The organism is Chitinophaga eiseniae (assembly GCF_012641265.1).
GTDB lineage: Bacteria > Bacteroidota > Bacteroidia > Chitinophagales > Chitinophagaceae > Chitinophaga > Chitinophaga eiseniae_A.
This window is the reverse complement of the sequence record NZ_JABAHZ010000001.1, coordinates 1,301,827-1,318,341: the sequence shown is the minus strand read 5'-3', so window position 1 is coordinate 1,318,341 and position 16,515 is coordinate 1,301,827. Positions and strand designations below refer to the sequence as shown.

Annotated in this window: 15 protein-coding genes; 2 read left to right on the top strand and 13 right to left on the bottom strand. The window is 47.7% G+C overall.

Annotation, left to right across the window (positions count from 1 at the left end):
* Positions 1-82 precede the first annotated feature (82 nt).
* Both HGH91_RS05165 and HGH91_RS05160 read right to left on the bottom strand, forming a co-directional pair.
* A complete protein-coding gene (locus HGH91_RS05165; protein ID WP_168737356.1) occupies positions 83-1,591 on the bottom strand; it encodes an FAD-binding protein in 1,509 nt (502 codons plus the stop codon).
* Between the two features lie 30 nt (positions 1,592-1,621).
* Entirely contained in the window at positions 1,622-1,942 is a 321-nt protein-coding gene (locus HGH91_RS05160; protein WP_168737355.1) for a Bor/Iss family lipoprotein, read from the bottom strand.
* 247 nt (positions 1,943-2,189) lie between these two features.
* Between HGH91_RS05160 and HGH91_RS05155 the strand changes: the two genes are divergently transcribed.
* Positions 2,190-3,176, top strand: a complete 987-nt coding sequence (locus HGH91_RS05155) for a nucleoside hydrolase (protein WP_168737354.1) — start codon at positions 2,190-2,192, stop codon at positions 3,174-3,176.
* Positions 3,177-3,275: 99 nt separating this feature from the next.
* A complete protein-coding gene (locus tag HGH91_RS05150; protein WP_168737353.1) occupies positions 3,276-3,680 on the top strand; it encodes a hypothetical protein in 405 nt (134 codons plus the stop codon).
* A 427-nt stretch (positions 3,681-4,107) separates the two neighbouring features.
* Here HGH91_RS05150 and HGH91_RS05140 read toward each other — a convergent pair whose 3' ends face one another.
* The 11 genes from HGH91_RS05140 to HGH91_RS05090 all read right to left on the bottom strand — a co-directional run bounded on the left by HGH91_RS05140 (position 4,108) and on the right by HGH91_RS05090 (position 16,514).
* A complete protein-coding gene (locus HGH91_RS05140) occupies positions 4,108-4,872 on the bottom strand; it encodes a YoaK family protein (RefSeq protein WP_168737351.1) in 765 nt (254 codons plus the stop codon).
* A 42-nt stretch (positions 4,873-4,914) separates the two neighbouring features.
* Positions 4,915-5,196 (bottom strand): hypothetical protein, encoded by a 282-nt coding sequence (locus tag HGH91_RS05135; RefSeq protein ID WP_168737350.1) that lies wholly within the window; start codon positions 5,194-5,196, stop codon positions 4,915-4,917.
* Positions 5,197-5,223: 27 nt separating this feature from the next.
* Positions 5,224-5,835 (bottom strand): class I SAM-dependent methyltransferase, encoded by a 612-nt coding sequence (locus tag HGH91_RS05130; RefSeq protein ID WP_168737349.1) that lies wholly within the window; start codon positions 5,833-5,835, stop codon positions 5,224-5,226.
* Between the two features lie 297 nt (positions 5,836-6,132).
* Entirely contained in the window at positions 6,133-8,658 is a 2,526-nt protein-coding gene (locus tag HGH91_RS05125) for a glycoside hydrolase family protein (protein ID WP_168737348.1), read from the bottom strand.
* 27 nt (positions 8,659-8,685) lie between these two features.
* Complete coding sequence (locus HGH91_RS05120) at positions 8,686-10,254, bottom strand: M15 family metallopeptidase (RefSeq protein WP_168737347.1); 1,569 nt, start codon at positions 10,252-10,254, stop codon at positions 8,686-8,688.
* Positions 10,255-10,268: 14 nt separating this feature from the next.
* Positions 10,269-11,006, bottom strand: coding sequence for a hypothetical protein (locus HGH91_RS05115; protein WP_168737346.1), 738 nt, complete (start codon positions 11,004-11,006; stop codon positions 10,269-10,271).
* Complete coding sequence (locus HGH91_RS05110; protein WP_168737345.1) at positions 10,996-11,271, bottom strand: hypothetical protein; 276 nt, start codon at positions 11,269-11,271, stop codon at positions 10,996-10,998. Before HGH91_RS05110 ends, HGH91_RS05115 begins: the two co-directional genes overlap by 11 nt.
* Positions 11,268-11,420 carry a hypothetical protein gene (locus HGH91_RS05105; RefSeq protein WP_168737344.1) on the bottom strand — a complete coding sequence of 51 codons (153 nt, stop codon included), beginning with the start codon at positions 11,418-11,420 and terminating at the stop codon, positions 11,268-11,270. Before HGH91_RS05105 ends, HGH91_RS05110 begins: the two co-directional genes overlap by 4 nt.
* Before the next feature lie 4 nt (positions 11,421-11,424).
* Positions 11,425-13,482, bottom strand: a complete 2,058-nt coding sequence (locus tag HGH91_RS05100; RefSeq protein ID WP_168737343.1) for a hypothetical protein — start codon at positions 13,480-13,482, stop codon at positions 11,425-11,427.
* Between the two features lie 12 nt (positions 13,483-13,494).
* The gene (locus HGH91_RS05095) at positions 13,495-14,532 is read right to left on the bottom strand and encodes a hypothetical protein (protein ID WP_211092202.1); all 1,038 of its coding nucleotides are present in this window, start codon (positions 14,530-14,532) and stop codon (positions 13,495-13,497) included.
* A gap of 50 nt (positions 14,533-14,582) precedes the next feature.
* Entirely contained in the window at positions 14,583-16,514 is a 1,932-nt protein-coding gene (locus HGH91_RS05090; protein ID WP_168737342.1) for a hypothetical protein, read from the bottom strand.
* Position 16,515 lies beyond the last annotated feature (1 nt).

Below are 16,515 nucleotides of genomic sequence, written 5' to 3'. Positions count from 1 at the left end.
CAGCATGCAATACTAAGTTCATGAACGGTAATATCCTCCCTCACTTCATTTAACTGACTGCCGATATACTGAGGGAACCGCATCACACCGCATCAATTCCCCATTGCTGCATGGCATCATTACTGAAAATCCGCAGCATGTCAGGGTCTACTATCCTCGCACGCGCTGCCAGAAATTGATCGAGGTTGGCGCCATACATCTGTCGTACACGTGTAGGCGTTAGCGTATTCATCTTCCCCCAATGAAAGGTAAAAGGAATGTTCAGCTGATCAAGCATATTCCAAACGGCTTCATAAAAGTGCCCGGTTTCGGGTGATAGTACGCCATCCAGTTCCAACACACAGGTAACAGGGGCAAAATGTGTGAATGCCATGGTGGCTTTGGAAGCTTTTACAAAGCGGAAAGCAAATAGTCCGGCAAACGGGCCATCTGTTTTATTCACCTGCAGCAATCCGGTTATTACCTTGTCTATTGCGGAAACGGGGAGGCCTACTGCTGCACTGGATACTTTACCACGGAGTGTGGTGTTGTTGAATATTTCTCCCAGCCGCCCGTATTGTTGTTCACGTAGCGTGAGACTTGTGGCCAGTACTTTATTGACCAATAGCGGTACGGCCGCGGGTAATACGCCTGCCAGTTTACCAATAAAGCACGGGGCATCGTCGCCTGGGCCGATCCCTGCGCCGTTTGGTTTGGGTTTGGTGTAGTCGTTACGGTAAGGACGCTTGTACATAGTGGTCATATAGGCGCCTTTGTCGAGGTCGTACGGATTGATAAGCGACTGAAAGTGGAAAGGGATAACATTCGGATAGGGCAAATGTGCATACGTGAAATCGAGGGTGGTTAGCTGGTGAATAAGGGCGTCGTCGTAGGGTACGCGGCGCAGATAGTATTCCAGCAGGTAATCATCTTCTGCTTCGATCATAACGCCATGTATAAAACCAAATGCGCCAAAGCTAACGACGGCGGCATTGAAAGCGTCGTCGTCACGCACTATTGCTGCTCCCAGTTTGTTGGCAAAGGAATCGGCCACAACAGGATAGGAGGCTCTTTCCAGCCAGATGTGCTTATCGGGGCCGGTAATGATATGCAAACCCACCACGCCTTCCTGTACGGCGCCAAAGCCAATGGCAGCGCCATGGGTGCCTGTGGCAATGGCCCCTGCAATCGTTTGGCCGTTGCTGGCGCCACAAGCCGACAGGGATAGCCCCCGCTGGTGGAGGAAGTCGTTCAATTCCCAGATCCCGTTACCGCATTGTGCAAGACAAAGTCGCCTGGCATCGCCGGTATAGGCTGGGGCAGTGCTGCTACGGTTAATGGTAAAACGAATATTCAGTGGCTTGGTGTTGAGCAAAATGCCTTTGGTGGATGCTATCGGAGAAAACGACCAGCTCCCGCCCAACGTACGAAGGGACGTGTTATTTTGTATAGCATCTTTGATGATTTGCTGAATGCCGCTGGTCGTATTATTGTAATTCTGTAACGTTGTGCCGGTCACATCATTGGCCAGGTCATAGAGATCGGTTACCTGTTGCGTAAAGGTATTATGCAGATTGCTCCAGGGAAAGCTGCCGTGCTTAACAATTTTCATAGCAGATGAATAACAGGGTGAGGAGATGAATTACAACGAATCTACCTGCGCACAGGGCTTGGCGCATTTCCATTCTATCCTGACCGGGCAATAAATGCCCAGCGTACAAATGGTCAGCACCGCATTGCCGAAATTAGTTTTGACCGTTACCTCTGCTACACCGTTTACACCCAGTGAGTCGCATACCGGTGTGCTGATCACCTGGGGGTTGTTAAGCAGGCCCCAGAACAGGCTGTAAGCCCGCTTGCTGTTTATCGGGGACGTATCTGTGGAGGGGAGCGCGTGGGACGCCACACGATAGGAATAACAACTGTTGATACACAGCATGCCGGCTATCAGCAGCAAAGGCATACCGTATCTATGGAATTTGGGGCTACACATAGATTTATATTTTCTTAAATATACTATTTGTAAAGGAAATACCTACTGCAGTTTCATCATTGAGCAGCCGAAAGCAGGTAACTATCCTGCGGTCGTTGAAAGAAAAAAAATCATCCCATAGGTCCTAAATCCTCATTTGCGCGTCTTATTACAAAAGGGGAATATTTCACGTTTGAAAAACACACCAAAATCGCCCCGTTAAAAGTTGTAAAACCAAATGAAACAAACGAAGTTTATCGGGTTATTGCTCATTAACCTGCTCTTGTGCCATCTTGCTTTAGCTCAAAATGTAAAAATCATTTTTGATACGGACATGGATTCGGATGTGGATGATGTGGGGGCGCTGGCCATGCTCCACGGTTTTGCCCATCAGGGAGATGCGGAAATACTGGCTATTATGGTATCCAGCCTTAACCCCTGGTCGCCGGGGGTAGTGGATGTAATCAATACCTGGTACGGCAGGCCAGACATTCCGATTGGCGCAGTGCAACGATTTGGGGTATACCATAAGTCCAAGTATGCACGCAGCCTTTGCGGTGAGTTTAAGCATAACCCCCAATTAGAAGAGAATACCCCGGATGCTACCATGCTGTATCGGAAAATACTGGCCTCCCAACAAGATACCAGCGTGGTGGTGGTTACAGTGGGGGATCTTACCAATCTTTCCAACCTGCTAAAGTCAGGACCGGACCAGTTTAGCGGGTTGAATGGCAGCGACCTGGTAAAAAAGAAGGTAAAACACATGGTTTGTATGGGAGGCCGATATCCAGCCGATCTGGATCCAAATCCTTGGGGCAATTTTAAACCAGACCCCCGTTCTACCCAGCATGTGGTGGCGGAATGGCCCACGCGCATATATTTCACCGGAGGAGGTGCTTTTGCTGATAGTATACAAACGGGGAGGATTTTTTTCCAGGAAAAATATAAACATACCCCGATGGCGCATGCATATAAACTTTTCCTGGAAGGCTGGAACAGGAGCTGGCACCACAGTGCCGACATTATTGCCGTGTATGTGGCTGTCAAAGGATATCTGCCTTATTTCAGGTTAGAAGACCGTGGCTATAACCATATTTTCGAAGATGGGACAAATGTATGGCGTTTGGCGCCAAGAGATAATCGGCATTATCTGATCAGTGAGTTTGCTGCAGGTATTGATCCCGGCAGGATTGCGGAAAAGTTCGATTCGTTGATGACGCCGTAAAGGTAGCGGCGTTGATGAGTGCTGAAAAAATGACTTTTCGCAATTTTTGCATTGCAAAGTATCAGTTAAATCAAACAGTATCGAAGGTACCTTTGCAGCATGAAAAGATCAATAGTTTCCCGCCCGCGGATCCATTTTACGTCTAACCACGAGTGGATCGATGTTAACGGATCAGTCGGATTTGTGGGTGTTTCTTCATTTAGATTAAAGGGTATTGAAAATATTATTAATATAAAATGGTTCAGTCCGAAAGGCATTATTGACCGGGGAACCGTGGTGGCTGAAATCCATACCCCCAACGAAATCATCCCTATACTTGCTCCTATTCCCTGCAAATATCTCGGACAGAACCAGCAGCTATCCGGAAATCTAAACCTGATCCTGGAGAGCCCACAAGACAAAGGATGGGTATTTTTTGTAACGCCCCTGAAATTTCACAACCAGGAACCTCTCTTGTCACCAGAAAACTACCAAAAGTTAATTCGGAGTAGCGTAGCGCATTAATTATTTCTAAAGAAAACTGCCAGCCAGGTAATAAGAGAAAGAAGATGAAAAGACATAGCATGAAGAAATCGAGTTTTATTTCAAGTATTCTAAAGAATAAATGCCCACGCTGTAGAAAAGGGAAGTTATTTAAGAACGATAATCCCTACGATTTAAATAAAGTACTGGATATGCAGGATAATTGCCCGGTTTGTGGCCAGCGAACAGAACTCGAGATTGGATTTTGGTACGGAACGGGATATGTAAGTTATGTGTTGGCAGTTATGTTTTCCATTTTTAATTTAACCTGGTATTGGCTGATATTTGGTATAACGTGGAGAGATAATAGTATTTTTCATTGGCTAATCGTGAATGGCATTATACTTACCCTATCAATGCCTGTGCTGATGAGGCTTTCCCGGACTTTATACCTGACCTTTTATATAGGTTATGATCCTGAGGCCGAAGATCGGCATTGATTTTTCCTGTCCCGTATTTTGATCCGGTGAACCATCTTTGAAAATCGAACACGGAATGCATCATAAAACATGGCAACGACAAGTGTAACGGAAGGGATGAAAAAAGTATAATATTTTAAATGTAGGAAGATATATCCTCCCAAAATACATCCGGTAAGAAAGAAAAATATGATCACCAGCCGTAGCATAATTTTCTTTCGAATGCTGCCATTATTTTTAGGTGATGTTGACATCAGCGCATAAAGGTCAATCCCCAAATCTGTAAACATGCCGGTTAGATGCGTAGTTCTAACTACATTGCCTGAGATGGTGGATACCAGGGCGTTTTGCATGCCCATCGCGAAAAGAAGACTGCCAGCAAAATATTCCGTTTTTATAATCGAACGATCAAAAGTATACCCGAAGCTACCTACGAGCACAAGGATAGTAATTTCAGCTATTATGGGAACTGTATAGCCCAATCTTCTGTTTTGTCCCGATCTTCCGATACAAAAACTGGAAAAGAATGCTCCGGCCAGAAAAAGTACCAGCCATAAACCCACCATACGGGCCGATCTCAGATCACCTGTGGCCAGTTTATGTGCCAGTAGTGCCGCATGCCCGGTTACATTAGTAGTTAATACGGAGAACGCAAATAGGCCGGCTGCATTCACCATTCCCGCGGTGAAGCATAGAAGTACTGCTAATCGTAAATTATGTCGGTAGTTCCGTTTTCTGCCTATATGACGAAGCATCTGTATTTTGCTTGTGCAATCTTACTGTTCTGATGGAAAAATTTAGCTGCTTATCCTCACACTTAATGCTGTTAAAGAGGGCTTTTTTATATAAATTAGCGCATAGCGAAAACATGCCCATTGAGTGCTGTTCCAATCAAGGGGAGACAGACGCTCTAGCCAGATCTGTAGCTGCGAGATGAAAGTTTTTTGTATTCCCTGGTATCCGGCATGTGCAATACCATTGAAGGCAGTTGAAATGATCAGCTCTACCTGCTCATTATTTTGGGCCAATTTCAATTTTTCCGTCACTGATAATAAATAACTATCCTTATCCGCTGTCATTATCTGAATTTTAATTATTAGTTGTACCTATCTCTTTATCCACATTTTTAATAAGAAGTCTACTGTAGCATCCACTAATTGATAGCTGGGAGGGATTTCATCTTCCATGCTGTGAAATGTTACCAGTCTTGTGCCGCTTGGTTTATTCTCCAGGGATTTAAACATATAACCGGCGTAATAATTATATAAGCTGGTGGAGTATTCTATTTGCTGATCTATCTGCCCTTCATCAACCAGGTTTTCAAAAAAAGAGTTGTAAAAATAGAAATGATCATATTCGTCAAAGTCTACCTGGGTGAAATTGCAGTTGATGAAATCAACATTTCCCCTACACGTTACTTCCCTGGCGGCCTGCGCGAAATGAAACAGTTCTTTTCGTTGCTCAACGCCCGAGAATGTTGCTTCGGGGAAAAAATATCCTCCTATTAAGCAAAACTTGCCAACACCACTTCCGATATCCAGGATTCTTTTTCCTGCCCCGCCGGACAAAAATTTAGCTGACTTTTTTGCAACCTCCATGGGCGTCCAATGCCGCTTTGATAATTGCTGTATCCTCTCCGGGTATAACCAGTCAAACGCCGCATCATTTGCATACCAAATGGGCTTCGACGACATATTGTCTAAAGTTGATTTGATCATAAATTCTGAGTAAACTGAATGTTAGCGTGAGCAATAAAAGGCAAGTGGCTACAAATGGTAACAGCAATTCATCAGGTAGCTAGCTTTCAGAACAATAACGCGGGGCAAAGCTAGGTTATATCTCTTCTCTTTTAATTGATACTTTTCAAGAGAAAAATTGAGAAAAATCAATTTTGACTCATTATTCTCATTTACCGGCAGGTTATAAAAAAAGTGTGCATGGCTGCGTTGAGAGCCATACACACTTTTTTTATAACCCGGGGGCATAATGACCTGGTTAGCGGCCCCGGTCAATATTTACAGCGCCTGAATATGCAGGTGATCGAGCGCATCGGCAAAGAGGTAGCGGATATTCACCCCTCGTCCCTGGGCATTATTGATGGCAGTGCGCAGGGTATTGCGTGATGTTTCATTGGTGATATGATTTAAGTCGGTAGCCGTGCTGCCGGTAGGCGAATGTTCGTTCCAGCGGTTAGGCAGGAAGAAGTTACCTGTGGTGGGCAGATCCTGGTACTGTGTCATCAGGGTAGGTGGGTGGGTATCGTTATACACCGTGATATGCCTGTTGTAGGTGGCAAAATCATGTTCTGCACCGGCTCCATCTGCATACGGCGGCCGCGGTAGCCCTAATGCGTAAGCGCCGGGAGCCAGGTTGTTAATGGCCACCACTACGGCATCCAGGCATTGCTGCTGGTTGCGGACGTCTATGCGTTTTCCGTCAATATGGCTGATATCTACGGCCGTGCCATTGGAGTGATGGGAGGACGCCGGACGTATATAGCTGAGGATACTGAAGGCCGGGTTAGCGGTTTTGTTATGATCCAGTGAGAAGTACATAATCTGCGCGATGCTTTGCAGCAGCGGGAGCGACGGCGTGAAGGTGTTACCATTCAACGTATAGTTGCCGTGATCCCTGACATATTCCAGTTGTTGCCGTATCGCCTGTGGGATAGATGCCCTGTTGGGGCCGGAAAGGATATCGCTGGCAAATTCCTGGATAGTGCTGCTGTTGGCTCCCGACACAGCTGGCGCGCCTGTGCTGCCGTTGCCGGCAGGCGCTGGTGTTGATGGCACATCAAAACGGGTAAGGTTGTTACGGTCAATGAGCTGCACAAGGGTGTCGCCATAATTGGGATCGGTGGCATATCCTGCCCGCGCAATCTCCCTGGCAAACTGCCGCCCATCGTCTGTATGGTTGAATGCTGGCCGGTACCGGCTGTTGTTGACAAGGAAATTGCCATGGTCAACGAAGCTTTCTGCAGCATTGGCGTAAGACCGGAAGGTATCTTTTACCCGCCACCGGTATTTGACGTTACCGTTGTTGTCGGTGAATTGTTCTATGGAGATAACTTCCGGGTAGGGGTGCCTGCTGCGGTCATTATCGCTGTGCACTTCTGTAGTGGTTAACAGCTGTGTGGCGCCTGTCCAGTGCGCGCCCGCTTTAATGCCGAAGAAGTTGAAGCCGGGTGCATGCCTGCCCCAGCCTGATTCCAGTGCGGCTTGTGCGAGGGTAACGGAAGCGGGTACACGTGTTTGACGCATACTATCTGTGGCATTCTGGCCATATTGCTGGATAAAATCGGACTGTACAGAAAAGTCTTCCGCAAAACGTTTGGCTTCGGCCATATAACTGGTATAGTCCAGGGAGAGCGACTGCGCAGCACCTGATACTGGCGTATTATACAGCGCAATTTCGGCATTGCGGCGGTTGATAAGCCCTTGTGAGTCCACCAGCGCACCATTCTGCCGTATCTTTACCCACTTGCGCATTTCTGTGGGAACGGCGCTGTAATTGCCCTGATTGAGCAGCCGGCGTAAGGTGGATCTCCGGAAATTATCAGTACCAATATTATATACAAAGCTCACCAGGGCATCAAACTGGTTCTGGTTGAGCGTTACAGTTACCTGTTGGTTAATTGCCTGCTGGAAGTCGTTGAGGCGGGCAGTAAGCAGTGCGGTAGCCCTGGCATCATCAATGCCGCTGAGATAAGGTTGTTCTGAAGGATCGCTACCGTTACAATTACCTTTATGGATCAAGGTGCCATAGCCGATAGTACAGTGACCGGCCTGGTCGTTGTACCGCTGTGCCCTGAATCCTTCCAGTCTTTTAATAAGATCTACGCCCCCTGATGAAATGACGGACATTATTTCCGTATAGTTATCATCCGACAGCGAATGAGCGGTAGCAGTTGCTGCAGCGAAATGTACGATTTGTATCCTGCCATCCCAGGCCTGGCTTACACGTACTTCTCTTTCAAATTTTACCAGGAAGTCGGCGAGCTTTTCCTGGTAGGTAGTGCCGCTTGCCGGGTCAACAATGGTAAGTTGGGTATCGTCGGCATTGCCATTACCGCGGATGGCGGTCATGAGACGCGCATGTATACCAAAGTGGGCGTCGGAGCCTTCGGCGGTAGTGACCCATATGGGGCCATAGCTGCGCAGCAGATGCTCCCAACCGGCAACAGTGAGACTTTGCGGGTATTCGAACTGCATGCCGGCAGCCGTCAGGAAGGGTATTTTTTCTGAGGCGCTAAGGCCCTGGTTGTTTCTGAATTTCGTGAGATACATGGCGCCAATGTTACCCATGGCTGTTTCAATGGAGAGAGACGCCTGCCGCCGCCAGCTGATCATCATGGTGGCAACAGTAGCCCAGCACACCATGCCGGTTGGCTGCCGTAGCGGGGCTACCAGGCCGGGTACGGTATAGTCTACAGCATCAAATGAATTAGCAAATCTATCTACAATAGATGCAGCACTGGCATAGCCATTACGCCTGCGCTTTGTGCCTATCTGGCTGTCTATTTCGATGAAACGGTTTTCCATTTTAAACGGATTGTATAACTGAGAAAATTAAATTGTTTTGCCTAGTTCAAAATGCATCCCATCTTTATGCCCGTTGAAGTGGCCTCCCCAGAAGAACCCATGTTGATTGGCGATAGCCACCAATTCTCTTACGCAGCCTGGTTGCCCCATCTGTGCAGGTTCCTGGCCAAATGGGTTTTGAGAGGCATTGATGTCGAATGCAGTGCCCCAGGAGTGATTGCTCAGCGGCCTTGGGCTGCGGTTTTCTGTGTGCCGTATAAAGCGTGCAGCATATCCACCTTCAAAGGAAAGCACCCTGTCCAGTAGTCCCGCGGCTTCCCACGCTGCCCAGAGGCGTTGTAGCCTGTCGGCTCCCGCGCGGTGGAAGAGGATAGAGCCATGTTGTATCGGGTGTCCGTTCGCCTGCTTCCCATTCAACTGTGGTATGCTCACACTCATGATGTTATCGTGTACCCAATTATCTGTTACGCGGATACCATCGCCATTGAAGGTAGTAGGGTCTGCCACATAGGCGAAGGTGCCAAATTCCGCGGCGCGTTCGGGTGTGTGTAACGGGCGTAAGTTGGTGGGCCTTGGAGGGAAATCCGCCGCAGTAGCGCCGGGAGGGCTCATCTGTGTACTGGGCGCCGGCTGCGCTTCAACAGTGGCTACAGGCTGCCCCTGACCTTGCTTACGCATTTCATCGAGGTCGCGTATGAATTCGGTGGGATCAAAGTCTTCCTGCTGGCTCACCGGGGCAGGTGCAGGAGCTGCCGGCGGGGCAGGAGTGGCCGGGCGTTTGGCCGGTGCTTCCGGTACTTTGTCGAAATCATTGAAACGATTATTCAGTTCTTCTGTATCTACCTGTATGGTGCCAAGATTGTAGGCATTGGCATACTTCATATTTTGCGCGATGCGGTCAAAAATAGCATGCTCGTTTTTGGCGCCAGGATCGGGCGCTGGCGCAGGTTTGTTGTCCTCAACAGATTGTTGCTTACCAATATCCTCCCGGTTGACCGTTTTCTTTGAAGCCGGATCATACACCTTTTTGCCGGAAAGTATGGCCTGCAGATCGTTCACTATTTCTTCCTCCCGCGACGACAAGGAGCCGCTGTTGTCGGCAGGGGCAATACTGGTTGGAGGGTTTTGTTGTTGCAACCCTTTAATATCATTGATCAGTGCATCTGTATCCGGTTTGTCGGAAGAAGGAGCGTCTGCGGCTTTTTCGGTGGATAGCGGATCCAGTACATCAGTTTGCAGGTCCTGGTTCTGGCTAACGGTGGAGGAAGTAGATATGAAGTCGGTTCCCTGGTAAGGGGATTCATAACTATCATCATTATACGAAAATGATTGCACTACATATTCTTCACCGCTATTATCTTCCGCAACGGAATAAGATTGTACCACGTATTCATCGAAAACATCTCCATCCTTATCCAGGGAGCTTGCCACAATATATTCCTGGAAAGGCTCGCTGTCTTTCCCGGGGAGTATTTCACCATTGTCAAAACTCATCGTCAGGGTCTTCCTTTTCTTCCTGGGCGGGCGATGACAGCCATAATAGCTGCTCAGCACATCATCGTAGCAAGTGTAAGGTATTTGTTTCTTCTTCTTCATATACGGTTAGCATTTTAGATCCGGATATTCATTTTTACCAGCGTATAAGGATCAAATGTCATAATCAGCTCCGATTCATTTTGTGTGATATGTTGTCTGTCCAGCAATATTTTCACCTCATGGGTATTAAACTCCATCACTTCTGCCAGCTGGTTGTTGATCACCGTTACTGGTGGATACCGTGGATCAAGTGTGAAGTTTTCGCCTTTTACATGCAGGTACGGACGCTTGTTGTCATCCAGCGAGAGGCTTACCCCATTTACTTTTGGAGGCGTCATGTTCCTCCTGGATTTCTGGATCTGGTTAGCCAGTGTTTTGTAATCAATTTCGTTATCGGATGCCCGCTGTATGTCTACCTGCCTTTTTTCTACCTGTTGCAGGTCATCAACAGAATTGACGCCCATCTTGCGTAATTTATTGCGTGTTTTCTCATCTACGCCTATATCGTCTATCTTGGTATCATTCTTCAATCCAGAAATTTTGGTGGTAGCCCGCACCTGTTGGTCGGTAATGGACCCCAACTGTATATTCACTTTGGATGCTCCCTGCTGCCCTGGCTGTGCGGTAATGAACCTGATCGTATCTCCATCAAAAGTGGGGAAGATGTTGAGATCAATAGCCAGGTCTTTCACCGTGTAGGTCAGCGGTTTATTGATAGCTTTGATGGCCAGCGTTTCGCGGGTTTTATCCAGCTCTACGACCAGCGAGTCGACAAAGTCTTCAAGATTCCAGTATTTGTTGTCATTCGCCATGTTCCGGTGCGATGTATTTTTCAGCTTTTATCGTAACACTATGGTAAGACGGCAGGAAACTGGTAGCCACCCGGTACATCGGAGGGATGCTGCCTATCGTCACTTTACCGTTTTCATCTACACTTACATCCAGTTCTATCGGCGTTCCTATTTCTATTTCATAGATGTAGGAATGAACACCATTTTCTTCATCGGTAAAATCTCCCGGGATATCCAGCAGTTTGTCCACGATTTCCCGGAAGGAGATGAATGCTTCGTCTATCATGATACTTTTATTTTTGTAACCGGGTTCAATACCACTTTTACATTTACTTCTATCTCAAAGCCTTCAAATTTGTAGGCATCCGCAGCATCATCCTGCTTTGTTTCGTTGCTGTCGTCGTCCGACAAACCATATATATAAGGGTAGTTCATATGCTTATTGATTATTTGATTTGAGGCCTAATATCCTGACACTTACCGGCAGTGGAAATTTTACTTTAGTGTTCGTCGTCTGGTTTACATATCCTTCCGGGCTGAGTGATTCCACCTTACCCAGCGTGATCTCGAAAAGCCTGAATACCGGTACTACCCATACCATACCCTGTTCGTAGGTTCTGCCTCTCAGCTTAATGTTATAGATCATTTCCGCTGTGTTGGATTTTGCAAATCCGGTATTCCGGATAGCGCTGAGCTGTTCGTTCTCCAATGGAGTATTGCCATCCCATCCGCCGAGCAGCTTGTTAAGCTCGGTGATACTCAACTCTATGCCGGCCTTCATCCTGCCGGAAGTCGTGTCGGTGAGACTTTCCTTATCCTTTTCATCGATTGACAGCTTCGTAGGGGTGATACCGTTAGCTGTATGATCGGCGGAAAGGGATACGGTGTACCTGGCGTCTACATTTAATTCCCAGAGCGATTTTGATTTTCCCAATGAGGGCGACTGCCATACTTTGTTCCAGAACGACCGGTATACTTTCATGTCGGTCAGTTCTTTTTCGCCGGAAACAGCGTCTCCCTGGCTTTGCACAAAATAGCGTTGTACAAATACCGCGGTGGTGTTGCCTATTGCTTTATATACTTTCTCCCCGGATGTTTTCCAGCGCATTTCCGCGAATATTTCGATATTCCTGTTCAACGGGATGCTGCTGATTTCATTTTTCAGGAATTCAAACTCCATAATGGTATTAGCTACAATATCCTTTTTCCGGAATGTTTTTTCCAGGAGAAGTTGTTTGGTAGCTGGATCCTTGAAGTAGAAAGTATAGATTGCCCGTGGTAATGGGTTTTTGGGAGATGAACTTACATTTAATTTTATTTTGAAGATGATTTTATCAGACTGTTGCAGTAGCAATACATCTTTGCCATTGTGCGGTGTAAGTTTCAGCGATTCGAAAGTAAGTATTACCCCGTTGCTGAGTGAATAGACGCTATTGTCCAGTGAAAGGGACTGTGCGGCAGCCGCCGGGGCAGGAGCCGGGGCTGGCTGCGGTTGCGCGTTCTGCAACTGGGCCAGTAATTGCGCCAGTACAGCGGGATTGATATTGGGCGTGCCTCCTGCAGCAGGTTGGTTCTGCATCAACTGTTGCATCATCATCCTGCGCTGCACATCGCCGGCCAGTGTGCTCATGAGCTGGTTGTTGGCCTGCAGCGTTTGCAGTTTATGCTGATTGGCGGCATTGATCAGCTGCGGCAGCAGCTGTAACCCTTGCTGGATAATAGGTCCGGCCATACTGGCCAGGAGCGCATCGTCAATACCAAATACGAACGGTTTCGAAAATTGGTTGTTGCCGGGCAGGTCATCGCTATAGTTGCCGAAACGGTTATCACTGTCAGCAGCATAGCTTATTGACTGTTGTCCGCTGAACCCGGGTATGGATGGCGCTACGGCGCGCAGTACGGCGCCGAGCAGGTTGGTAAGCATGTTGGTATTGCTGTTGTTGCCTGAAGCACCACTCCCCGGAGCAGCGGTAGTGGTTTGCGGGTTCAGGTAGCTGATGGCTGCCGGCAGTACCGCCCTGACAAGGCCTCCGAGGATATCCTCCACAGAAGTTTGCTGCGACAGCGACTGTTGCTCGGCGGTTATATTCCTTACGGGGTTGAAATCTGTAGTGTCCATCATAGTACTTGCTGATGAGGAGAGATTAAAGTGCATTGTATTGATCTGCTGCATGGCAACAGGTATCCTGATTACTTTGGAAACTGCCGGCGCTCTGCCGTTGCTGTCTTTGGCACTGCACAGCTGCACGAGGCAGTTTTCGCGGTCAAAATACTTTTTGGGTAGTGTTACTTCTTCTTCACTGTCTCCCAGGAAGGTGAGCTTCTTTTTTCGCTGGAAAGGCGTCACCTTCGAAATGTCATCCACCCATTGGATCCCGGCCCTGGTAATGATCTGCTTGCCTATCTTGAACTGGTAATATTCGTTGGTACCGATATCTATCTTAAAGTGATAGCTATGGTTGTCTGCCGATTCCCAATGTAAAATAGCCAGGCTCATATCCGAAAGTTATTAATGAGGTGCGCCAACAGCCGGCGCTGCAATAGCAGGGGTGTTACCAGCAGGTTTAAGGGCTGCCACGCCGCCGTCTGCGTACATATTGGCGAAGTTGTCCAGTTTGAAGTAGTCTGTTTTGAATTTGATGTTTACATGTCCTTTGAGGTTAGCGGTGAGGTCATCGGTCGCCTTTTTATCGGACGTGTTTACCTGGATATTGGTGTTGGTGATATCGGTGGTCATACTTGGTCCGCCGAATATAGATCCCAGTATGCCGCCATCTGCTTCCACATGCGTGTTCACCGTGTTGATGTTCTGATCGTCGTGGTGGGCAGTGCTGGCGCGGGTGGCTTTGATGCTGAATTCCACCTGTGCGTCTATTTCACCTTTTTCTACAACGAGGCGGGTTACGCCCATAAGTAATACTTCACGCAATGCGGCACGGTGTTCTTTCGCCATATTTATTTTGGCTTCCAGGATATGTTTTTTCACTTCCGCATCTTCGAGATCCTGTTTCTCGCCTTCGGGATTGGTGAGCGCCAGTTTGGAGCTGCCGTCGGCTTGCTTTTCAGTGGTTACGTTGTATTTATCGCTCCGTGATTCAGCCAGCCGTGCAAAGGTGTCGTCATCCTTTACTTTTTTGATGAAGTCGGCAGTAGATTTGGTGGCTTCCTTCATCAGTTTGATATAGCTGTCTGTTTGGCTTTTCATTACTTTGAGGTTAGCGTCGAACACTGCTTTCAGCAGGTCGGCCACAAATTTTGGGAAGTCCACAGAGTCCACCAGTTCCTTGAAAGACTTCGTGTCGCCCTGGAAGCCGGGGTCATAGCCTTTGTAGCCCATATCTTTTCCGCTGTCGGTGGCCATACTTTCTTCTATACCGTGTTTTTTCATCTGTTTGGCGGTATAGTCATCTATCAGTGACAGGTAGATGCTTTTCTGGTCTTCCAGGGGCATATTCCTGAACACATCGCTGCTGCCCAATACTTCTCTTGCCTGCGCCCTGGCAAATTCCCGGATCTGACCTTTGGATGGTATTACATTGATATCCATAGCTGGTTATACTTTTGAATGATTGATTAATTGAACAAATGCCTGGTCTGTCAAAAGTCCCACTCATCCTTGCCGGCAGGCGCGGTGGCTTTTTCCGGCGCTTTGTCGTCGCTGTCGGTATCGCGGTCCCTGTCACGGCCTTTGATACGTTTATGATCCTGGTCATCTTTGGTGCTGGTGTCGTCATCATCGTCCCTGTTTTGCAGTTGCGCCTGGCTGATGATGAAGGCATCCACATTACTGATAAAGGTGGAGAAGCGGGTGTCGTCTTCAAAGGTTACCGGGTTGTAATCGGCGATGGAGTTAAGAATAGCATAACCCAGTTTGGCTTTATTGTAGAGGATAGTTGTCTTCGGACGTTGGTGCTTCATGCCTTCATAGAGCAGTTCCACTACCTTCCACCAGTTGCCGCCCGCAGGTACCAGTTGTTTCACTATTTCAGGGTGACTGAGGATGCGTTTGATAACGAAGTACAGCTCATCGTAGATAATCGGTGATATCACATTAGCCATACCGGAGCAGTGGGTAGAGAGATTATATTGCAGATCTTCCACTGCCTGCATCACTGTTTGACGGGATACGTAGCTGTCGGGGTTTGGACTATCCTGCGCTTTCTGGATATACTTGGCTACTTCCATAATGAGTATACGCCAGTATTTTGGAAACTCTTTATTCACTACCACATCTTCTGTAACCGGTGCATTGCCGTAGTTGAACACCTGTTTGTAGAACATCATGCGCTCTGCAGGGCGGGTTCTGTCTACGATCTTGCCGGTTTTGGGGTTAGTGAATTTATTGGAGAAAACATACAGCTGCAGGTCTTCCCGGAGCTGCTGGTCGGAGATCTGTATATTTCCCCTGACCATATATTTGTGCGTGAAGAAATTAACCACATTAAACACATCCAGCTCGTCGCCCAGGGTCATGGAGTAGAACATCTGGGCCGCGCAGCGGATATTGTCGGAGAGGATCTGTACCACGGCATTATCTTCATCGAGGAAGGTAACGCTGAAGTCAGGCGCACCCTGGCTGGTGCTGGTATCAGTATCTGAAGTATCGTCCTGCCATCCGGGCGTATTTTCAATGTCGTTCATGAAAATGGGCAGGAGGGTATCGATATTGGTTTTGGTGACTGGCAGCACAGATGCTTTGATCATCCTGATGAGGCGGGGAATCATCGCTGCCGGTATATCATCATAGTATTTCGATATTTTCAGCAGATCCAGTTCTTTGCTGTTGCTCACATAGTTTGCTACCGTGGTTTGTATGAAGGGGTAGAAGGATTGTGAGGAGAAAGAAGGATTGTTTTTGAGGATATCCTGGATGATCTGGGCGGTGTCGGTATTGTATTCTACGTCTACTTTTTCTGCGTGGATATACTCGCGTGCGGCGCTTACCTGCCCGTAACTGATGATGTTGCGGTTACCGGATCTGTTGCCAAAAATGAAATTGGTGAGACCATTGATTTCCTGGTATCCTGCGTTATAGCCCATGGCCAGCAGGTAGTTGACGATACCGGAATAGTTGAGTATGGTGCGTGGATTGATGTCGAGGTTATTCCAGTTATTCATCAGCCTGTCGGAGAAATCGAACTTCAGCAGGGAGAGTTTATCTTCTGCATCGATGTATTCTTCGAGGCTGTAATGGACGGTGCTGCCGTTGTTGAGGTAGCTGTTGGCATTGATAGCCCTGTAGATATTGCTAAGGAGGCTACCTTCTTCCCATTGCAGTTCATCTTTGTACCTGCTGCCATAGCGCCTGGTTTTCAGCGAGGCAGTTATAAAGTCCTGGATAAACGTACCATCTGGTCCGGTCCATTCTCCATTGTCATCTTTCTGGTAGATGGGTTTACTGAGGAGATCGTTCAGATACACCAGCTGCTCTTTCACATTGGCATCAATATCAGCAGTGACGCCATTTGTTGTGACATTTGTTCTGCGTATTTTAACGCCGTTTGTAGGGAAAAAATTGAGCGTTGCCATT